This window comes from Amycolatopsis sp. NPDC057786 (genome assembly GCF_042797905.1).
Classification (GTDB): Bacteria; Actinomycetota; Actinomycetes; order Mycobacteriales; family Pseudonocardiaceae; genus Amycolatopsis.
The window spans coordinates 42,445-63,318 of record NZ_JBHVKW010000021.1 but is presented as its reverse complement, the minus strand read 5'-3'; the positions used below and the strand labels follow the sequence as shown (position 1 = coordinate 63,318).

The following is a 20,874-nucleotide window of genomic DNA, read 5'->3' as shown; positions in this document are numbered from 1 at the left end:
TCTTCCGTTCATTTCGTTCGGGGCCAGGCGCGCAGCAGGACGTCGAGCGCGTCGAGGATTTCGGTCCAGCTCTCCTGTGAGCCGGGGGTGCTGTGGCTGAAACCGCCGGCGGCCTCCAGGCCGACGAAACCGCTGAACACACTGCCCAGCAGCCGGACCGCGTGTGTCTGATGCGGTTCGGCGAGGTCGTAGCCGTGCAGGATCGCCCGCGTCATGGCGGCGTGGCGGACGCCGGCGCTGGTGGCCGCCGTGTCCGGCGCGAGCCGGAACCTCGCGGCGGTGAACCGGCCCGGGTGTTCGAGGGCGTAGTCGCGGTGGACGTTCGCCAACGCGACCAGCGCCTCCTTGCCCGCCAGCCCCGCCACCGCGGTGGCGGCGAGATCGGCGAGTTCGGTCAAGGCCAGCAGGGCGATCTCGGTCTTCAGTTCGTGGGCGTTCCGCACGTGCGAATACAGGCTCGCCGTCTTGACGCCGCACCGTTTCGCGAGCTCGGTCGGGGTCACGTGCTCGAAACCGATCTCGTCGGCCAGCTCCGCGCCCGCCCGGATCACCCGTTCCGTCGTCAGTCCCGCTCTCGCCATGACGGTCACTCTACCATAGTCCATTTGGGATTTGCCTAATGAGATTAGGCAACCGAAACCTGGGTTCGGTAGCGCCGGGCTCGATGAAGGCTGGGCTCAGGACGAACGGAGGTGGACGTGATGAACACGGTGGACCCCGCCAAGGCCCGGCACGACCGGATCGAGCGGTGGCGGGGAGATCGCCGGCCGCTCGTGGGCGCGACCCTGGCTTCGCTGGTCACGCTGGTCCGCGGATTCCTGACCGGGATCATCAGCGGGACGACCTTGTGCGCGGTCATCGTCGGCGTCGTCATCGAGTACGTCCCGCTGATCATCACGGGCCTCGGGCTTCCCGTCGTCTACGGGATCCTGCTCTACCTCGCCGGGGCACCGCGACGCGCCCGTGAGGCGAAGATCGTCCCGGTGATCGCGCTCGCCAAAATCGAAAGCCTCCGTGCCGGGGGCACCGAGACGGGGGACATCCCGGTCGACTTCGACCTCACCGTCGCCCCCGACGGTCTGGCCACGTTCCGGCTGAAGATCACCCATGGCGTCAACCTGGTCGACATCCCGGACTACCGGCCGGGTGACGTCCTCGTGGTCCGGTACCCGCCGGACCGGCAGTGGAAGGCGGAGGTCGTGGACCGGCCGCCGCCGTCTTGGGAACTCCGTGCCGCGGAAGTCACGATCGAATCCGCTCCGGAGTCCAGCCTGGTGCGGGAACCGCCGGAGGGCTGCGGGTTCGCGGCGCTCGCCGTCCTCGGCTTCCTGCTCGGCGCGGCGCTCGTGCTGTTCCTGTTCCGGGCGGAGCTGTTCGCGCCGGAAACGCCTGCCCGGCCGGAAGAAACCCAGTCCAGCGTGACCACGTCCTCCTCGGGATCCGCGACCGTCGACGTCGACAGATCCCTGCTGGGCGAAGGGGAGTTGCGCCGGGCGATCGACTCACTGGCGCAGACCGCGGACGTCTCGCGGGTGATCACCGTGGTCGTCGAGGACCGGCGGCTGACCGTGGTCTTCGCGCCGACGGGCGCCCAGGTGCCGCGGTTCGACCTCCGAGCGCTGGAGGCCGACCGCGTCCCTGCGCTGGTGCGGCGGGCCAAGGAGACCATCGACGTCGGGGAACCGCGGACGTGGCAGGTCACGACCGTCCCGTTCGGCACCGCCATGAGCACCCGGGTGATCGTGACCGGCCCCGACGGCAGTGGCTCACTCGCGGACGGTGGCTGAAGCCGTTCCGTGCTTGCCGGGCGCTGCGCTACCGGAGTATTCGCCGAGGTCGGTGATCAGCGCGGTCAGCTCGGCGTCGTTGTCGTAGCGGCGCTGGTGCAGTTCGGCGATCTTCGCGCCCATCTCCGGATCCGGGTCGTCGGTGATGTCGAAGGACGCGAACCGGTCGACCAGCGGCAGCCCGACCCGATCGGTGTTCCGGTGCGCCGGGTGCATGAGGTACTCCCAGTACCCGTCGAGATCTTCGATCGCGAAGACGGCGCCCCATTCGTAGTCACCGCCGAAATCGCGGCCGACGACGAAGGACTTCACCGCCGGGATGACCCGGCCCTGGTTGCGGAGGCTTTCCAACGCTTCCTCGACCTGCTCCGGGGAGGCGTCGGGGCGCAGGGTGAAACGGTTGCCGTGGTAGATCATCGTGTTTCCTTTCCGTTGTCGCGATTCGAGAGGAGAGCGGCGAGGGCCGCTCCGGCGCCCAGGGCGACACCGGTCCAGGTGAACGCGCCGGCGATGCCGACGCCCTGGACGAGTGGCTGGACGACGAGCGGGGACAGGAACTGGCCAAGGAAGATCCCGGCGACCAGACCGCTGAGCACGCGTCCGCGCTGTGCGGGATGGGCGAACTCCGCCAGGCGCAGGTTGAGGTTCGGGACGACGAAGCCGACGCCGAATCCGCCGACGAGCAGTCCGGCCAAGACCTGGGCGACGGTGCCCGCCGTGCCGATCACCAGCCAGCCCGCGCCCATGAGCGCGACGCTCGCCGTGGTGATCGCCGTGGGGCTCAGGCGTTCACGCAGACGGGGGAAGGCCAGTGCACCGGCGACGCTGGTCAAGGTGCTTCCGGCGACCACGGCCCCGACGACCGCGGGACCGCTGCCGAACCCCTCAAGCAGGAAGGGCAACTGCGTCGGTGCCATGTAGAAGACCAGCGTCACCACCAACGCGAGGACGTAGACGCCGATCACGCGCGCGGGCAATCGGGTCCGCTCGCTCCCGCTGACCGCGGGATTGCTCCGGACCGGTTCGCGCAGGGACGTGATCGCGAAGATCGCCACGACCGCCGAGACCGAATAGATCCAGAACGGCGCCCGCCAGTTCACGGTGGCCAGCACTCCCGCCAGGGGGAGGAAGACGACACCGCCGAGACTCGCGAAAGCCTGCTGTAACCCGAGGAACGAGGCACGGCGCTCGCCGGAGAACCAGTCGGTGATCAGGGTGCTGACCGCGGTCATGATCCCGCCGACGGCGAAGCCGAGCCCCACCCGGGTGATCAGCAGCAGAACGAGGTCGTCGACGAAGAATCCGGCCGTCCCGGAGAGCGCGTAGAGCCCGAGGCCCGCCAAGAGCAGCGGGCGGCGTCCGGCGCGGTCGGCGACGATCCCGGACAGGGGCGCGCTGATCGCGATCGCGAGGGAGGTCACGGTCAGCGTCAGCCGCACGAGAAGATCGGAGCCGGGTGTACCGGAGAAGGCCTCCCGCATCGCGGGCAGGCTGGGCGCGATGATCGCCGCGGCCATGATGGTCAGCGGCGCCGCGGCCAGTACCGTGCCGCGGGCTCGCCGCGTCGGCGCCAACGTGTTCGTCACGCCACCAACCTCCCAGCGGGACCGCCGGGTTCGCGTCGGTGAAAATCGCCTATGTCCGCCCGTTCTCGGTAGCGTGCGGACATGACCGACGAGATCCTGCCCGCCATCGCCGGAGAGATCCTCACCGGGGAAGCCGCCCTGTCCGTGGCGGGGAAGGACTGGGGGAATCTGATCCACACCAGGCCGGGGCTGGTCGTGAGGCCGGCCTCGGTGACCGACGTGGCGGTCGTGCTCAGGTTCGCCGCCGCGCGCGGCCTGCCGGTCGCCGCCCGGGGAGCGGGGCATTCGCCGTACGGGCAGGGGCAGGTCGAGGGCGGGATCGTGCTGGACATGACTTCGCTGCCGCCGCGCAGGGTCGTCACCGGCGATCTGGTGTCGGTGGACGCGGGCGCCCGCTGGCGGGAGGTGCTGGAGACGACCTTGCCGCACGGGCTGGCACCTCCGGTACTCACCGACTATCTCGAGCTGACCGTCGCAGGCACCCTGGTGGTCGGCGGGATCGGCGGTGCCACCCACCACCACGGCACGCAAACCGACGGCGTGGTGGAACTGGAGGTCGTCACCGGCGCCGGAGAGGTGATCACCTGCTCACGCGAGCGCGGCGAGGACCTGTTCGACGCGGTCCTCGGCGGGCTGGGGCAATGCGGGGTGATCACCCGCGCGACCTTGCGGCTGACCCCGGCCCCGGCGCGCGCCCGGCGGTGGAAGCTCTACTACGACTCGCTCCCGGCGTTCTTGGCGGACCAGCGCGCTGTCGTCCGTGACGGTCGTTTCGACTACGTGGAGGGCCAGCTGATCCCCGTCGGCGACGGCTGGCGGTACATGCTGGAGGCGGTGGCCTACTACTCGCCGCCCGCCGAGCCGGACGAGGCCGCGTTGCTGGGCTCGCTCGCCTTCGTCGAGTCCGAAGACGAGGACACGGTGTACTTCGACTTCCTGAACAGGATGGCCGACGGGGAGGCGGCCCTGCGGGCGGAAGGAAGCTGGTTCCATCCGCATCCGTGGCTGAACGTGTTCCTCACGGACGACACGGTCGAGCGGTTCGTCGCCGAAACCCTCGCCGCCACCGGCGAACCCGAACTGGGTGCGACGGGACTGGTCCTGCTGTACCCAGTGCGGAACGACCGGTTGAAGACTCCGCTGTTCGCCGCGCCGCCGGGGGAGATCTCGTGGCTGTTCTCGCCGCTGCGCGTCGGCTCGCCCCGCGATCCGCTGCACAACGCGCGCCTGCTGGAGCTCAATGTGGACCTCTACCGGAAGGCGCGCGACCTGGGCGGGAAGGCCTATCCGTCGAACGCGCTGCCGATGTCCACAGAGGACTGGCGCGCGCATTTCGGCGAGGCTTGGCCGAAACTCGCCGGCGCCAAGGCCCGGTACGCGCCGGGGAACCTGCTCAACCCCGGCCAGTGCCTGCGGGTGCCTTGAGGTCCACGGCCACTGGTAGAAATGTCCGATGCGGGATTTCTTCAAGGGTTTCCGGATGTTCGGGCAAGGCCTGGGCATCCTTCTGCGGTCGCCGAGACTGCTGCTGATCGGCGCGCTGCCCGCGTTGCTGACCACGCTGTTGCTGATCGGCGGTGTCGTCGCGCTGGCGTTCTGGATCGATGATCTCTCGCTGCTGCTCACCCCGTTCGCCGACGACTGGTCGCCGGGCTGGCAGACGACGATCCGGGTGGCGGCCGGTGTCGCGGTGTTCGGGGTCGCGCTGGCCATCGCCATGATCGGGTTCACGGCGATCACCCTCGCCGTCGGCGGTCCGTTCTACGAGCACATCGCGGAGAAGGTCGAGGACGATCTCGGTGGCGTGCCCGGCGCGGTGGACGTCTCGGGGTGGCGGTTGCTGGTGATGGGCCTGAAGGACGGCATCGCTCTCGTGCTCCGCTCGCTGCTGTTCACGATCCCGCTGCTGTTCGCGGGCTTCATCCCCGTGGTGGGGCAAACGGTCGTGCCGGTCCTGCTGGCCTTGGTGACGGCGTGGTTCCTGGCGCTGGAGCTGATCGCCGTGCCGTTCTACCGGCGGGGGATGGGTTTGAAGGAGCGCCGGCCGCTGCTGCGCCGTCACCGCGCGCTCGCCCTCGGGCTGGGGCTTCCCGTGTCGCTGCTGTGCCTGATCCCGTTCGCCGCGCTGATCGTGATGCCGATGGGGTTCGTCGGCGGCGTGCTCGTCGCCCGTGAGGTCCTCGCGGCAGAGGCGGCCTGAGACTCCCCTGCCGTGTCTGTGTCAGATGACGCAGACACGGCGGCTCCCCGGCACCATCGTTGGCGTGACACTGAGGGGAGCTTCCGATGAAGAGAGCGCTGTTCCTGGCCGCCGCCATACCGATCGCGGCGCTGCTGACGACCGGTCCGGCCGTCGCCGTCGAAGGAGTCGTGTCCGGGGTGGTCAAAGCCGCGGATTCCGGAGAGCCGATCGCCGGAGCCTGCGTGACGCTGTTCGATCTCGACCTGAAGGAGACAGGCTCGGGGTGCGCGGGCACGGACGGCCGCTACGAGATCCCCGGCGTTGTTCCCGGCAAGTACAAGGCACGCGCGACCGCCGCCGGATACCCCGAGCTTTGGGCCTACAACAAGGGAAGCGCGCTCGCCGCTGAAGTACTGGACCTGCCGCACGGACTGGACTTCGGGCTGCGGCAGGGCACGGCCACCGTCCGCGGGCAGATCACCGACCAGGGGAAGCCCGCCGCGGGGGCGTCGGTGAGCCTCACCGATCAGAACCAGCGCTGGTGGTCGACGGTCCTCACCGCGGCGGACGGCACGTACTCGTTCACCGGCGTGAAAGCGGACACCTACACGATGGTGGTCACCTACGGCGATCGCACGCAATGGCTCCGCCAGAAGGCGAGCTTCCCGGAGGCGGAGACCTTCGCCGTCACCGATGACCAGGTCGCCGTCGTCGACGAGGCCATCGCACCGTACGGGAAGCTCCGGGTGATCGCGACGGACGAGAAGACCGGCGCGCCCGTCGCGGGTGCGTGCTCGCAGATCGAACAGGGGCATCCGCCGCAGCTGCGGAAATGCGCCGGCGCGGACGGCGTCATGCTCTACGAGGACATGCCGCCGTTCGGCTATTACACGCTGAGCGTCTGGGGGCCCGATGGTTCCTACCAACCGGTGAACTGGGCGCGTGTCGACCTGGCTCCCGGGGAGACCACCGAATTCCGGGCGTCGATGAAACCCGCCGCTTCGATCGTGACCACCGTGCGGGACGCGAAGACCAAGGCACCGCTGGCCCGGGTCTGCGTCGACACCTACACCCTTCCGGTCGTCGGTGTCCTCGACGCCGACTATCTGTACTACTGCAGTGACGAGAACGGGAAGCTGGTGATCGGGCCGATCGAGCCCGGCGCGTACAAGCTGCTGGTCAAGTCGCTGGACGAGCGTTACGGCATGCAGTGGGCCGGCGCGGACGGCGGCACCGGCGACATCGGGCAGGCCCGCACGGTCACCGCCGAACTCGGCAAGGTGGTCACGACGGCGGACATCAAGATGGATCCCGCCGGGACGATCACCGGCAAGGTCACCGATCGCGCCACGGCGGCCGCGGTGGGCGGCGTCTGCGTCTACCCGTACGCGGTCGATCCCCGGATCGGCTTCCGCTTCGACGTGAACTGCAGCCGGAGTGACGGCACCTACACGATCAAGGGCCTCGGACCGTACAAGTGGCCGCTGGAGTTCGCCTCGTCCCGGGGCGACTACGCGTGGCAGTGGTCGGGAGGCGCCGCGGACCGGTTCGCCGCCCGCCCGGTGCGGGTGCGGCCCGGCGCGACGGTGACCGAGAACGCCGCGCTCGTGCCGAACGGCTCGGTCACGGGGCGGATCCTCGGCGCGGACGGCAAGCCCACCTTCGGGTACGTGTACACCTACAACGCGCGCACCGGAGACATCGTCGACTGGACCACGCCGGACTCGAACGGGCAGTACACCGTCAACGGCCTCACCACGGGGAAGGTCAAGATCAGGTACTACACCGACACCGAGTGCTGGCACCGCGACGCGGCAGATTTCGCTTCCGCCACACCGATTCCGGTCACCGCCGGGCAGATCACCGGCGGCGTGGACCTCGGCCCCTGCCGCCGCTGAGCCGGGTTGGTCGTGAGGGATTCGAGTCGTTCCAACGACCCGAATCACTCACGAGGTCCAGCAGACGTTGTCACGTGACTGACCGGACGACACGCGTGATGGGACGGACGACACGACGCGCGACCGGGCGCCGCCGCGTGTCATCCATCCCAACACGTGTGTTGTCCGTTCAGTCACGCGAGACCGCCGTCCGCGCACCGGCAGTACGTACCTAAGACAGCCTTGGTCCTGATGACCGTTGCCCGCCTAGGTACATGAAGGACCCCTTCCTGTACCTAGGCGCAAGGAAGGGGTCCTTCATGTACTCGGGAGGGGCGCCGCCTAGCCGATGGGCTCGATCCAGATGTTGCGGAACCTCGGGTTCTCACCGGGATCCCCGTGGTCCTGCAGCCGGATGGCGCCCGGTGCCGCGCTCTCCGGGATGCTGTCGCCCGTGCCGCCGTCGATCGCCACGTCGTTGTGGACCACGACACCGTTCCAGACCACGGTCACACGGGCGTTGTCGGTCTTGTTCCCGGCACCGTCGAACCGTGCGGCGCGGAAGGTGACGTCGTAGGTCTGCCAGGTTCCGGGAGCCGTCGCCATGTTCCGGTCAGGTGCCTTCTTCGAGTAGATCGCGCCCGCTTCGTTGTTGGCGAGCGTGGTGTCCCCGAAGGACTCGAGCACCTGTAGTTCGTAGCGTTCCTGGAGGTAGACGCCGCTGTTGCCCCTGGCCTGTCCGGTGACCTCTGGCGGATAGTTCGGCTCGTTCCACTCCACGTGCAGCCGGAAATCGCCGAACTGCTGTTTCGTGCGGATGTCCCCGCCGTACGACTCCATCGCGCCGCCCGTGACCGGCCAGGTCGCGGCGCCGCCCGCGCGTTTCTCCCACGCGTTCAGATCGGTGCCCTTGAACAGCTGGATACGCTGCGACTCGGTCAGGGTGAGACTGTCGAGGTTGACGTTGCCCGCGTCGCCCGTGTCGTAGCGATACGAGATGGTGTTCGACCCGGCCTTCAGGTTCAGCGTCTCGGGTTGCGTGTTCCAGGTGTCCCAGTTGCCGGTACTGGCGAGCCGGATCTGTTTCACCTTCGTCCCGTTGACGTAGACGGTCACCGATTTGGTCCCTGGCGCCGGATCCGGGCCGTTCGAGTAGCGCAGCGCCGCGTTGTAGGCGCCGGACTTCGGCGCGTTCACGGTGAACGTCGTGGCGGCGCCCTGGTTCCAGTAGCCGTCGACGAATCCGGTGCCCGTGTAGCCGGCGTGGTTCGTGTTCGTCCCGGCGCCACCGCTCAGCGCGGCCCGCTCGGCCTCGTAGGTCGTGCTCGCCGCCGGGCCGCCGACCAGTGAATTGAGCGTGTACCAGGCCTCGGTGCTCCACAGCGCCGCACCGGACTCCGCCGCGAACGGACGCGGCGACCGCACGTGGACCACGTGCCCGGCCTTCAGTCCCGCCATCTGCAGCGTGACCTTCTTGCGGTCGGGCGAGAGGCTCGCGGACGTGACGGACAGGGTCTGCTCGTCGACCTTCGGCCCGCCGTACGCGGGAGTGGGCTGGTAGCGCCACTGCTGAGCCTGGTACTTCGCCGCGAGGTTCTGCGCGGTCTCGGCCGACAGCGGCTGGGTGTACTCCAGTTCGAATCCGCCCGCGACGGCCCGCATGGCGCGGATATCGAAAGCGTTCGTACCGTTGGGCGTCACCTTCTGGAGGCCGTAGGCGAGTTTGCCGGGCTGTCCCCAGTTGCCGCCGCCGTCGATCCCGCCGGTGTAGATCGCGCCGTCGGGGCCGAGGCTGATCCGGCTCACGCCCGATTCGAGTCCTTGCGTGAGGCGGAAAACGGCGCCCTGGTACTCGCCGTTGACCTTCTCCAGGAAGGCCCGCTGAAGCCCGCCGTAGGTCACGTCGCCGTACACCATCTGCCCGGCGAACGGACCCTGCGACAGCATGACCATATTGCTCGGTGAGTTCGCGATCTCGTTGTGCGGCAACCACAAAACGGGTGCGGTGACGGGCTTCGAGTCGAACGGGCCCGGGGGATTGGTGTAGTGGTTGAAGAACCGGTCCTGCTTGACCCGGACGAGCTTGTTCGCCGGCAGCCAGCCGCCCTGATTGTCCGTGACGAAGACGTCGCCTTCCGGTCCCCAGCCGATGCCGTGCGGCGTACGCAGCCCGCCGGCGATGTAGGAAACCTTGCCGGTGGCCTTTTCGACCTTGATCGTCGTGCCGCGGTTCGGCGCGGGCTGCGGGTCGGTGGTGGCGCCGCCGTAGTTGATGGACACGGAAAGGTTGGCGTAGAAGAAGCCGTCCTTGTACAGCAGGCCGAACGCGAACTCGTGGAAGTTGCCGCCGAACGGCCACGTGGCCACGGTGCGGTAGTCGTCGGTCACGCCGTCGCCGGTGGTGTCGTTCAGTTCGACGAGCCGCGTCTTCTCCGACACGTACAGCTTGCCGTCGACGTACTTGACGCCCATGGGTTCCTTCAGCCCGCTGGCGACGCGCTGGGTGCGGACCTTGCTCGGGTCGGTGTTCCCGCTGACGTTGCTCAGCAGGTGGACCTCACCGAGGGTCTTGTCGGACCCGCCCCACGTGGCGATCGCGAGCCGTCCGTCCGGCAGCCAGTCCATGCCGGTGACCTGAGGCTGGAAACCGTCGGGACGCAGGTTCGTCAGCGTGAAACCGGGGTGGACGCCGTTCAGCGGCAGGCCGTCACCGGGCGAATCCGCGGCGCCCTCGCATTCCTTGCGCCCCGGCGAGGTCACCCGGACGACGTCGGCGTCGGTGCTGAGCATCGAATTCGGCACGAGCGCGAAATCCGCCGCGCCGGGTGGCCGCCATTCGAGGGTGACCTGCTGGTCGTGGAGATTGTCGAAATGGTCGATCCGCAGCGCGTGATACCCGGTGCTCAACTGGACCGAACCGGTCGCCGGGGTCGCCCCGTGCAGGCCGTCGTGGTTGATCACCGTCTGGCCGTCGATCCGGAGCCGGGAGCCGTCGTCGCTGGTGAGGCGGAATTCGTACTGCCCGGCCGACGCGATGTTGATGTTGCCGATGACCTCGGAGACGAACTGCTCGTTGAGCCCGAAGTCGGCGGTGGAGGTCCAGTTGATCGTCGGCATCAGCTTGTCGACGTTGGGGGTCTGGCCGGATTTGATCGCGCAGAGCTTGGTGAGCTCGCGTTGCAGGTCGTACGTGCGGAGCGTGACACCGGGTTGCTGGGGTGGGATGGCCGCTTCTGCCGGGGCTGTCACCAGCCCGGACACTGCCGTGACCAGCGCCAGCGAGGCGACGATGGTCCGGTTGAAGCGCTTGCGGACGGACGGAAGCATCGTTGCTCCTCGGGTCGGCGGCGGAGCACCTCTGTGACGACGCTGAACCTAAGAGGACTTTCGGTTGAAGTCAACGAAAGTATGTACAGAACGGACGAAAGTTAGTCCGAACGGTCTCTCGGATAGAGTTGCGGCCGGACGTCGGGAGGGCGATTGACGAGGGGATCGAGCGAGTCCAGGCTGCGGTCGGCCGTTCTCACCCAGGCCTGGGAACGCATCGACGGTGTCGAGGTCCTGTCGTCGCCCGACGGCGGTCCGCTGACCCGGACGATCAAGAAGATCATCGACCCGCTGGTCGTCCGCACTGCGGCGCGTCCCCGGCTTGGCCGTCCCGTACTGGACCAGGTCACGGCGGCCGAATTGACGGAAGTGCTGCTGGCCGACGCCGACAGGCTGCGCGCGACCGCATCGTGGTTCACCCACCTCAAACGGCAGCGCCGTGCCCTGCGCATCACGGCGGGCAACGTCCAGGACGTGTGTTTCCCGCTCGCCTATGAATTGGCGACGGGTTTCGGCTCGCCCGGTCCGGACGCGGCGGAGACGGCCGCGGCGGCGTTGCGGGATCTGCACGGTGAGCGCGGCGCGGTGGGCGTCGATCAGCTCACCTCCTACCTCTCGGATCCGCGGCACTCGGCCGAGCTGACCGCGGAACTGCAGGGCCGCTGGGACGCCGAAACCGCCGTACCGCAGGACATCACCGCGCTCCGGGCGTTCGTCGACGGCCTTTCCGACTCGGCGTGGCGAGCGCTCGCCGATTCGGTCGACGGGCACGCACTCGGGCTCATGCTGCGACAGCCGGGCGGGTCCCGAGGATTGAGCGAAGTCGTCCAGGAAATTTCCGGGCTGCACGCACCGGATCTCGGTCTGCAGCGCGGCGATCGCACCGCCGTCCCGCCGCTGAACCGGAGCGACGAAATCGGTCCCGAACTCCTGGAACGCAGTGTCGAGCGAAGGGTGCGCGCGACCCTGCGCCGCCTTCCTCAGGGCGAGCGGGTCTCCGTGGAAGACCTTGTCGACGACGAACTCACCCGGGTCGCCGCCGGATTCGGGCTCGGCCTGCCCGCGCTGGCCGCGTGTTTCGCGCTCGGCGTCGTCCTCGCGCCCGCGCTCCGGCCACTCGACGGCGCGGCGCCCGCCGGTGTTCCCGAATTCGCGCGGCAGCTGAACGCGCAGGTCGCCAGGGAGGGTTACGTCCTGCACGCCCGCCGCGCCCTGGCCGGGGCCACGCCGCTCACGCCGCGGCCCGACGCCGAACTCCTGCGCGATCTTCGCGAGTTCGCCAAGCACTTCCTTGGCAGGCTGTGGGTCCGGCTGCACGGTTTCGACGTCCGCGGCGACCTGCCCGCCGACGCCGCCGACGTCCGCGACCTGGTCACCGGGGTGATCCGGTCGACCTCCCTGGACCTGCGGACGAAGGTGCGGCGCGTGCTCATGGCCCGCCTGCCGGAGCTGGAGGCCGTGTCGTGACGCATCCGGTGCACACTCCCGTGATCGCGGCCGACGGTGCGCTCATCCGCTTCGCCCTGGCCGATCTGCTCACCGGCCGGACGACGACGATGCGCGTCGAATTCACCGACGCCGGGGCCGCCGAACCCTGGCTGACCCGGCTCGCGGGCGCGGAGGCGACTCTCGCCGCGCTCGGCCAGGGCCACGCGGAGCTTCCTGCCCGGCCGGAACTCGGCAGGCTCGCTTTGCTGCTGTGGCTGCGTCGCTGGTGGCCCGCCGGACCTTCACTCGGGATTCTTTCGTTGGATCCGGCGTTGCTGGACCTCGAAACGGCGGTCGCGACGGCCGACGTCGAGGACCTGGCCGAAGGGCTCCTCGACGGTTTCGAAGCCTCCCCGGCCGAGCTGTTCGACGCGGCGATCGCGGACGGCGCTCTCCTGGCCGCCGCGGTCCCGGTCGCCGACGAAGCCCGGGAATTCTGCACTCGCCTCGCGGCTTGGTTCGACGGCCAGGACGACGTCGTGCGCGCCGAAGCAGCGGCCGAAGTGTCGGCACGGCTGGAAACGGCGACACCCGGCCAACGCGAGTACGCGCTGGCCGCGGGCCTCGATCCGCTCGCGCCAGGCGAAGGGGTACTGGCGAGCGGGCGGGCGAGCGTCGACTGGGCGCGGGTGCCACCGGGGATCCTGGACGCCGGCGAGGACACGGTGACCTGGCGGATCGTCGCCGCCGCGGCTGCTACAAGGCTCGAAGTCGTCGTCGCGGGCGCGTTCGCCGACGCGGCCATCTCCGCGTTCGCGAGTCATGCGGGCGAGCCGTTCGCGGAGGTGCCGCTGGAGCTGGGCGCCGGGCGGTTCTCCGGTACGGCGGAGCTGGACGAGACCGCGACCCGGCTTGCGATCCTCCACAGTGGACAGATCACTGTCGACGTCGGCGTTGCGGGAGAAGGCGTCGCCGGGACCACTGCGGAAGACCGGGCGGAGGTGGTCGCGCTCGTGCGGGCCCGCCCTCCGGAGACCGGGACGCTCGCCGAACGGGCGGCGGCCGCTTCCGCCGATGAGGAGTTCTGACGTGCTCGTCGGCATGCCACCGCCCCGGAACGGACCGGACCGGCCGCTTCCGCCAGAACTGGGCCCTGCCACCTCGCATGGCTACAACTGTCGTTGTGTAGCACGGCATTTCGGCCTCGATCCGGCTCCGTACGGCGAACTGCCCGCGTGTTCCCTGTCCGAACGCCAGTACCGGAAGCTGCTCATCGAAGCGGTCGAACTCCAGGACAAGGCCAAACGGCTCGCCGTCACGCGGGACGTCGCCGGCGCGCACCGGACGTACGGCAAGATGCGGGAGATCGCGCAGCGGCTCGACCGGACGGATCTGGACCTCGCCGCGGTCAGTGATCTGGCCACCGTCTGCTATTCCGCGGGCGACCTGCGCAACGCGAGACAATGCGCCGAAGCCGTGCTCCAGGCCTTCAAGGTCAGTACCACCGCCATCGTCCACTATGGACAGTACGTCGAACTCCGGATGATCGAGGGCTCCCGAGAGGTCGCCGAGCGCGTGCTCATCTCCTTGTGCACGGAGGAAGGCGACGTCGTCAAGGCGCGGGAGCTGATCGCCGGGCAACGCCGCCGGGCGGCACTGCGCAAGGAAGAGGGACCGGAGCAGTACCCGCCCGAGTTGCTCGACGTGTACGGCGCCGACGAGCTGGAACTGCGGATCTTCGACGTGCGCGTCCAGATCGCCGCCGGGGACATGGCGGGCGCGCGGTCAGCGATCGAGGAGATCCTGACGGCGTTGGACGCCATCGCGGAGATCGACGAGATCCGCGGGCAAGTGGAGGCACTGCGGGCGATGGCGCGAGCCGAGCGTGCCCGCGTCCGCCAGGCGGGTGGCGAAGACGCCGACGCGCGCACGGATCTGCTGCGGCTGAGCGCTCAGCACGAAGGCCGTCCCTTGGCCGCCAGGGCGAGTATCGAGCTGGCGGCCGACCGGGCCTTCGGCGGAGACCTTCCCGGAGCGGTCGCCGTGATCGTCGCCGCCCGCGACGAACTCGCGGCCGCGGGCCTGAACGGCGACGTCGCGGAGGCGAGCCACGCGCTCGGCACACTGTTGCTGTTCGCGGGTGATGTCGCACAGGCCAGGGACCAGTTCGAGCACGCCGGAAAGATCTGGACGGCCAACGCCGACGTTCCGGGTCTGCGGCGCCTCGACGTGGCGCTGGCCCGCTGCGCGATGGCCGAGGGCGACTGGGCGACGGCGAGGGACCACGTGACCCGCGCCCGGGAGTCGGCGCGGACGTCGGGGGACTGGTCGGACCGCCTGCACACGGATTTCGTGGCGGCCACGATCGGTTTCGCCCACGGCGAAGAGCTCCCGGCTGTGCTGGATCTCCTGCTCCCGCTTGCCCTCGCGGCGGCGGAGTACCGGTTCGAGTTCACCTCGCCGCAGGCGCGCATTGCCTGGGCTCGCGACGTCGCCGGTCCGGCGACGGAACTGCTGATGGCGCTGCTGGCCCAGCTCCAGGAGCCGCGGCTGGCGGCGGAACTGATCGAGCGCACCTGCGCAGTCGGGGCGTACACGGGCGTGGAGGGGCGCTCGCTGGACCTCACCGGCGCGCTGCCCGCCCTCGAAGCGGGCCCGGTGGCCGAAGGACTTCCCTTGGCGGCACTGGGTTCCGTGACGTCGTCGCTTCCGCTGCGGCTCGCCCCGCCGCCCGCGCTGCGCTGGTCGCCCTCGTCGCCCATGGAGCTGGACCCGTGGCTCCGCCTCGCCGCCGAGCGGTATCAGTTGTCTCGTCCGGTCGCCGAAACCGTCGAGACCTGGCCGTCAGCGAAGCCCGGACGCGAGACGTTCCTCCTGCGCTACGCCGATGCCGGCCACACCTTCCTCACCTGGCGGACCACCGAGGACCTCGACACCGTCCACACCCATCCGATCGAGTTCGCCCTGGTCGGGACCGCTCGCCAGCTCTTGGACGCCGCGTCGCCCACACCGCGCGAAGGCGAGAGCGTGGCCGACGCCGTCCGTCGCTCACTGAGCGAAGACGCTTTCGGTAGCTTCGCCGGTGAACAGCGCCTGGCTCGCGTTCTCGCCCTCAACCTCCTGCCCGCGGACCTGGTCGAGAGGCTGCGGCGCGCCGAAACCCGCCCGCTCCTGCGGATCCAGCCGTCCCCGAGCCTCGCCGGTGTCCCATGGGGGCTGCTCGCCCTGCCCGACAGGCGGGCCGATCACGTACTCGAGATCGACGAGATCGGCCTCTGTTTCGACAGCGACGAGCGCGTTCTCGACGTCGCCGACGTCTCGCTGCTCGCCCCGGCCGCGATCCCGCGCCGTCCGCCCGCCGCCGATGGCCCGCCGGTCTATCTGCTCGATCCGCGTATCCCCGGGCAGAGTGCGTTCGGTGAGCTGGGTTCCGTGCTCGGCAAGCAGGATCCGGCGTCGCCGCTGATCCGCCACCTCGACGAGCGGCTCGCCGAGGGGCCGGTCCTTCCCGCCGCCGCCCGCGGGCTCGATCTGGTCCGCCGCACCGACACCGACCGCCGTCTGCTCGCCGAACTGCTGGCGGGACCCTGTTCCCGGTTGGTGTACGTCGGGCACGTCAGCCGCGTCCGCGACGAATACGGCGCGCAAACCGCGCTCCATCTGTCCTGTTCCGCCGAACTTCCCGGCACGGCCGCGCCGATCGGCGCGCACCGACCGTTCACCGCCGCCGATCTCGCGTTGTCCGAAATGGACACCATGCCCGCGCGGGTCGCGCTGATCGGCTGCGCCAGCGCGAGCGATTTCGGCCTGGCCGAACCGTTCGGCGTGCTGCTCGCCGCCGTCGCGGCCGGCGCGGGACTGGTCGCCGCCACGGTCTGGGCGCTCCCGACTTCGGCCGCGGTGCCCGGTTCGGACCCGATGTCCGAACTCGTCATCGCCGTCGACACCGCGCTCGCGGGGGAGGATCCGGTCACCGAGCTGTGCGCCTGGCAGCGGTCCCGGCTCGTTCGCTGGCGCGAGAAGCCCGAGCCGGCGGCATCGCCGGTCTTCTGGGCGCCGCTGACCTGCCTCGACGCGACCGACGACGGGAAAACCTGGGTTCGGTAGCGGGACGGTCCGCCGAAGCTGTGTCCAGCACGAACGACACGGCGAAAGGCGGCACCCGATGTTCAAGAAAATCCGCGACAAGATCAACGACGCGACACAGCAGGGCATGGCGCGGGGCGAGCAGGACTTCCACCGCCACGCGGAGCAGTTCCGGCAGGCCGCCGCCGCGCAGGGCCACGACATCACCCCGCGGCTGCCGACTCCGCAGCTGGCCGCGCAGGCCTTCCGGAGCCTCAACGCCGACCCGGACATGGCCGCGTTCATGGCGCTGCCGATGGACGAGCAACTACGTCAGCAGCAGGAACTCCAGGCCTACGGCACCGAACTCAGGCGGCTCTACGACACTTGCGAGCCCGCCACCCTGGTGGTCCGCGAGCTGGAGCCGACCGGCCGGAAGATCGCCGGGCAGGCGCAGTACACCGCGACCCTCGAGGTCACCCGTACCGACGGCACGACCTACCGGACGGTGACGCAGCTGATCGCGCCGCTGGCGACGATCCAGCAGTACGCGCCGGGCACCCGCCACGAAGCCCGCGTCGACCCCGCCGACCCGGCGAAGGTCGCCGTGTTCGGGCCGATCGCGTAGGCGGAGCGATGTTCGGGACCTTCGAGTTCGGCCTGCCGGGAGATCCCCGGCAGGCCCGCCGTCCCGGCCTGCGGCTCTGGCTGCTCGGCGTGCCGACGACGCTCGCCTGGGCGGCGGCGGGCTGGTCGGGCGCCCTCGGGCTGCTGGACGGCTTCCGGTTGATGTCGCTGAACCGCGTCGACGCGTGGGGGGCCGACGCGGGCCCGGCGGTTTCGCTCGTCCTGTTCTTCAGCGTCTCGATCACGGTGGCCTCGTCGCTCGGGTTCGCGATGCTGTGGGGCGGCGGGATATCACTGCGCGGGATGGGCGTCGGCTTCCGGGCGAGCAGCCTCGCCGCGTCCCTCGGCATCGCGCTGGGCAGCGGCGTCGCGATCCCGTCCTGGACGCCGCCCGAGTCGGTGGGGAAGCGGCTGCCGTCCGAACCGTGGACCGAGGTGGACTGGATCGTCTATTACGAGCCGTACCTCGTTCCGGCGGTGGCCGGGGTGACCGCGCTGGTCATGATCATGGTGCTGGGACGGGCTTTCGTCACCAGGGCCGAGGCCGACGACCGTGCGCAGGCACTCGCTCAGACCGGCAGGCAGGTGGTCGGGCAGATCCTCGGCGTCGAGTTCACGAACGTCTGGGTGATGGGGAACCCGAGGTTCACCGTGCAGGTCCGGTTCCCCACGGACGGCGGCGAACGGACCGTCGTCACGACGATGATCACCTCGCCGATGCAGGCCCCTGCCCGAGGTTCGACGGTGAAGGTCACCTACGACCCGCTGAACCCCGACTCGGTCCAGGTGGACCCGGATCCGGCCGATCGGGCCGACGGCGGAAACTTCGGTGCGTTCCTGCCACCGTTGTTCTGATCGCCCTCTACACTCCCGCGGATGGATGAACAGACGGCAGAGGTGTCCACCGCGCCAGCGGTGCGCAAGGCGATGATCCGGCTGGTCCCGTTACTCGGGCTGCTCTATCTGCTCAACTATCTCGACCGGGTCAACGTCGGGTTCGCGGCGCTCACCATGAACGCCGACCTCGGCATCAGCTCGGCCGCCTACGGGCTCGGCGCGGGACTGTTCTTCGTCGGGTACTTCTTCTTCGAAGTGCCCAGCAACGTGATCCTGCACAAGGTCGGCGCCCGGATCTGGATCGCGCGGATCATGGTCACCTGGGGCATCGTCGCCTCGGCCACCGCGTTCATCCAGGGCGAGATCAGCTTCTACATCGTCCGGGTGCTGCTCGGGATCGCCGAGGCCGGGTTCTTCCCCGGCATCATCCTGTACCTGACCTACTGGTTCCCGCGTAAGCAGCGAGCCAAGATCGTCGCGCTGTTCTTCCTCGCGGTACCGCTGTCCTCGGTCATCGGCAGCCCGGTCTCCTCCCTGCTCATCAAGCACGGTGACGGCGTCCTTGGCTTCGACGCCGGCTGGCGGTTCATGTTCTTCGCCGAAGGGGTGCCGTCGATCCTGCTCGGGGTGGCGGTGTTCTTCCTGCTGCCGAGCAAGCCGAAGGACGCGAAGTGGCTGACCCCCGGCGAACGCACGGCGTTGCAGTCGGCCATCGACGCGGAAGACATCCGTGAGGTCGGCAAGGAGGTGAGCACCCGATCGGCGCTGACCGATCCGCGGGTGCTCGCGCTGAGCGCCGTCTACTTCGGCATCATCTTCGGCCTCTACGTGCTCGCGTTCTTCCTGCCACAGGTGATCAAGGGCTTCCAGGAACAGTTCCAGACCAACTACAGCATCGTGGAGATCGGGCTGATCACGGCGATCCCGTACGCCGTGGCCGCCGTCGCCATGGTGCTGTGGGCACGGCATTCCGACCGCACCGGCGAACGGGCGGGGCATGTCGCCATCGCCGCGTTCGTCGGCGCGGTCGCGATCGCCGGCGCGCTGTATCTCGGCTCGCCGCTGTGGGTGATGATCGCGGTGACCCTCTGCGCGGTCGGCGTGTTCACCGCGATCCCGGTGTTCTGGCAGTTGCCGAACGCCTTCCTGTCCGGCGTCGGCGCCGCCGCCGGGATCGGCCTGATCAACTCCTTCGGTAACTTGTCAGGCTTCGTCGGCCCCTATCTCACCGGCTGGTTGCAGGGGTTGACCGGGAGCTTCCGTGCCGGGATGTGGGCCGTGGCCTTCTTCATGGCGATGGCGGGCGTCATCGCCATGACCTTCCGCGGCAAGGACAAACGCGCGATCAAGTGAGGTGGTCGAAGTCGCCGTTCACCCACCGGATATGGGTTTCGGCGCTTCGGCGCACCACGGCCTTGGCGTCACGGTCGATGGTGTCACCGCCGAGGGTGTAGAGGCGGTCGTAGGAGAACTCGTCGAGCCGGTCGACGACACGGCGGACCACGGCGCCCGACAACGGGATGTGCTTGGGGAAGTTGCGCTGGAACGACACCCAGTTCGGCGCGAGCCCGCCCGAGATCGTGTCCCCGGCCAGGATGCTGCCGTCCGGCGTCCTGGCCACGGCGCTGCCGCGCATGTGGCCGCCGAGCCGTACGAGTTCGAGGCCAGGCAACGGTTCCACCTGTTCGTCCCAGAACTCGAACGCCGGATCGGGGGCGGGCAGCCATTCGCGGTTGCGTTCGTTGACCAGCACCGGAACCCCGCCCAGGGCGCGGCTCCAGCCGAGCTGGGCGCCGAACATATGCGGGTGGCTGGTGGCGATCACGGCGACGTCGCCGAGCCCGCGCATGACGTCGAGCACCTCGGTGTCCAACCAGGACGGCGGATCCCAGAGCAGGGTGCCCGCCGGGGTCACCGCGATGAACGACCAGTGCCCGATCGCGAAGTTCGGTTCTCGTTTGATGCTGTGCAGGCCGCGCCCGTGATCGCGGTGCAAGGTCTTGTGCGGCACGGAGATCAGTTCCTCGTGCGTCCACCAGCGTCCGGTGTGCGCGCCGAGGTCACCGGCTTCCTCGATGCCGACCTCGCCGCGGTCGAGAACGCACCGGGGAGGTTCGGGAGTGGCGGGATGTTCGATACCGCACCTGTCGCAGATCCACATGATCGACAGCTTGCGACCTCCAGTGCGCTGGAGGTCAAGACGCGTCTTTCCCCCGGCTCGGCGAGCCGGGGGAAAGACGGGGTTCAGCTGATGGTCGTCTTGCCGAGGACGGCGTCCTGGTCGGGCGGGTCGAGCGCGAGCTGCACGTCGAACTCGCCTAGCGAGCTGTCGGTGACGATATGCGAGGTCGCCGCGGCGTCCACGCTGCTGGTCGCCTCACCGGCGGGGGTGCCCGCGGGAATGGTGAAGTCGACCTTGCCCTGTGCGGTGAACTTCAGCGGCCCTTCGGCCGGTACCTCGGTGTCCGGGATCGGCAGCTCGATCGGGATCGAGATCTTCTGCTCGCCGAGCGCGATGTTCACCTTCGAGCTGATCGTGCCGGAGAGCTTCTTGGCACCGACGAGCCGGAGCCCGTCGCCCGCGGCCTGACCGGCGTCGACGTCGAGGGTGAACGGCACCGAAACCGGCTCCCCGGCTTTCGCGGCCGCCGGGATTTCCGCCTTCACGACCACCGCGACCTTCTGGTCGCCGATGATGGGGAAGCCGCCCTTGTACGTGAGATTCTTTTCGACGGCGGCAGCGGTTCCCGCCGCGGCGAGCATGACCGTCCCGGCGACCGCGGCCGCGATCCCGGCCGCGCAGAACCGCCGAACACCCTTCCGTACGAGGGTTTTCGTCATGTCGGGTCCTTTCGTCGTTGAATGGGCTCGAAACCGAATGTAGGTGGAAAGTCACCAACGAGGAAAGGAAAAGATCTCTCGCGTTTTCTTTACGCTTCGATCTTGTCACGCGTAGGTGGAATGGCGAGTTCGGGAATTGTCATGCGGAGGAGTAAAGGGGAAATGGCGTCCGCATTCTTGTCACCTCGGTGACAGGTGCGACGGCCCGGGGGTGCGCGGGCTAGGCCGTGTCCTGCAAGTCGTGTTCGCGGTCTCCTCGCCCAGGTGCTCCCTGACGGCACGGGCGGACCGGTGCGAGGCTGACCCGCCCGCACCGT

At 69.2% G+C, this 20,874-nt stretch carries 16 protein-coding genes; 10 read left to right on the top strand and 6 right to left on the bottom strand.

Going from position 1 to position 20,874, the window contains the following annotated elements; translation table 11 throughout:
* Positions 1-8: 8 nt before the first annotated feature.
* The gene (locus tag ACFVM3_RS14865) at positions 9-581 is read right to left on the bottom strand and encodes a TetR/AcrR family transcriptional regulator (protein WP_378438956.1); all 573 of its coding nucleotides are present in this window, start codon (positions 579-581) and stop codon (positions 9-11) included.
* A 120-nt stretch (positions 582-701) separates the two neighbouring features.
* On the opposite strand from ACFVM3_RS14865, the gene ACFVM3_RS14860 reads away from it, so the two are divergent.
* Positions 702-1,787 (top strand): hypothetical protein, encoded by a 1,086-nt coding sequence (locus ACFVM3_RS14860; RefSeq protein WP_378438954.1) that lies wholly within the window; start codon positions 702-704, stop codon positions 1,785-1,787.
* Here ACFVM3_RS14860 and ACFVM3_RS14855 read toward each other — a convergent pair.
* Positions 1,767-2,204 carry a Dabb family protein gene (locus ACFVM3_RS14855; RefSeq protein WP_378438952.1) on the bottom strand — a complete coding sequence of 146 codons (438 nt, stop codon included), beginning with the start codon at positions 2,202-2,204 and terminating at the stop codon, positions 1,767-1,769. The two genes, ACFVM3_RS14860 and ACFVM3_RS14855, sit on opposite strands and share 21 nt — an antisense overlap.
* On the bottom strand, positions 2,201-3,373 hold the full coding sequence (locus ACFVM3_RS14850; RefSeq protein WP_378438950.1) for an MFS transporter: 1,173 nt from the start codon (positions 3,371-3,373) through the stop codon (positions 2,201-2,203). Before ACFVM3_RS14850 ends, ACFVM3_RS14855 begins: the two co-directional genes overlap by 4 nt.
* Before the next feature lie 81 nt (positions 3,374-3,454).
* Between ACFVM3_RS14850 and ACFVM3_RS14845 the strand changes: the two genes are divergently transcribed.
* The 3 genes from ACFVM3_RS14845 (at position 3,455) to ACFVM3_RS14835 (ending at position 7,453) form a co-directional block, all read left to right on the top strand.
* The gene (locus ACFVM3_RS14845) at positions 3,455-4,798 is read left to right on the top strand and encodes an FAD-binding protein (protein WP_378438948.1); all 1,344 of its coding nucleotides are present in this window, start codon (positions 3,455-3,457) and stop codon (positions 4,796-4,798) included.
* Positions 4,799-4,826: 28 nt separating this feature from the next.
* Positions 4,827-5,573 (top strand): EI24 domain-containing protein, encoded by a 747-nt coding sequence (locus ACFVM3_RS14840; RefSeq protein WP_378438946.1) that lies wholly within the window; start codon positions 4,827-4,829, stop codon positions 5,571-5,573.
* 86 nt (positions 5,574-5,659) lie between these two features.
* A complete protein-coding gene (locus tag ACFVM3_RS14835; RefSeq protein WP_378438944.1) occupies positions 5,660-7,453 on the top strand; it encodes a collagen binding domain-containing protein in 1,794 nt (597 codons plus the stop codon).
* A 321-nt stretch (positions 7,454-7,774) separates the two neighbouring features.
* Here ACFVM3_RS14835 and ACFVM3_RS14830 read toward each other — a convergent pair whose 3' ends face one another.
* Positions 7,775-10,759 (bottom strand): family 16 glycoside hydrolase, encoded by a 2,985-nt coding sequence (locus ACFVM3_RS14830; RefSeq protein WP_378438942.1) that lies wholly within the window; start codon positions 10,757-10,759, stop codon positions 7,775-7,777.
* 153 nt (positions 10,760-10,912) lie between these two features.
* Between ACFVM3_RS14830 and ACFVM3_RS14825 the strand changes: the two genes are divergently transcribed.
* The 6 genes from ACFVM3_RS14825 to ACFVM3_RS14800 are packed head-to-tail and all read left to right on the top strand — an operon-like array spanning position 10,913 to position 19,069.
* A complete protein-coding gene (locus ACFVM3_RS14825) occupies positions 10,913-12,226 on the top strand; it encodes a hypothetical protein (protein WP_378438940.1) in 1,314 nt (437 codons plus the stop codon).
* A complete protein-coding gene (locus ACFVM3_RS14820) occupies positions 12,223-13,275 on the top strand; it encodes a hypothetical protein (protein ID WP_378438938.1) in 1,053 nt (350 codons plus the stop codon). The genes ACFVM3_RS14825 and ACFVM3_RS14820 overlap by 4 nt, the downstream gene beginning before the upstream one ends.
* Complete coding sequence (locus tag ACFVM3_RS14815; RefSeq protein ID WP_378438936.1) at positions 13,262-16,294, top strand: hypothetical protein; 3,033 nt, start codon at positions 13,262-13,264, stop codon at positions 16,292-16,294. The genes ACFVM3_RS14820 and ACFVM3_RS14815 overlap by 14 nt, the downstream gene beginning before the upstream one ends.
* Before the next feature lie 58 nt (positions 16,295-16,352).
* Positions 16,353-16,880 (top strand): hypothetical protein, encoded by a 528-nt coding sequence (locus ACFVM3_RS14810; RefSeq protein WP_378438934.1) that lies wholly within the window; start codon positions 16,353-16,355, stop codon positions 16,878-16,880.
* An 8-nt stretch (positions 16,881-16,888) separates the two neighbouring features.
* On the top strand, positions 16,889-17,734 hold the full coding sequence (locus ACFVM3_RS14805) for a DUF3592 domain-containing protein (protein ID WP_378438932.1): 846 nt from the start codon (positions 16,889-16,891) through the stop codon (positions 17,732-17,734).
* A gap of 21 nt (positions 17,735-17,755) precedes the next feature.
* Positions 17,756-19,069, top strand: coding sequence for an MFS transporter (locus ACFVM3_RS14800; protein ID WP_378438930.1), 1,314 nt, complete (start codon positions 17,756-17,758; stop codon positions 19,067-19,069).
* Here ACFVM3_RS14800 and ACFVM3_RS14795 read toward each other — a convergent pair.
* Together ACFVM3_RS14795 and ACFVM3_RS14790 are read right to left on the bottom strand one after the other, a co-directional pair.
* The gene (locus ACFVM3_RS14795; RefSeq protein WP_378438928.1) at positions 19,062-19,877 is read right to left on the bottom strand and encodes a hydrolase; all 816 of its coding nucleotides are present in this window, start codon (positions 19,875-19,877) and stop codon (positions 19,062-19,064) included. The two genes, ACFVM3_RS14800 and ACFVM3_RS14795, sit on opposite strands and share 8 nt — an antisense overlap.
* Positions 19,878-19,960: 83 nt before the next feature.
* Positions 19,961-20,557, bottom strand: a complete 597-nt coding sequence (locus ACFVM3_RS14790) for a DUF6801 domain-containing protein (protein ID WP_378438927.1) — start codon at positions 20,555-20,557, stop codon at positions 19,961-19,963.
* Positions 20,558-20,874: the final 317 nt, after the last annotated feature.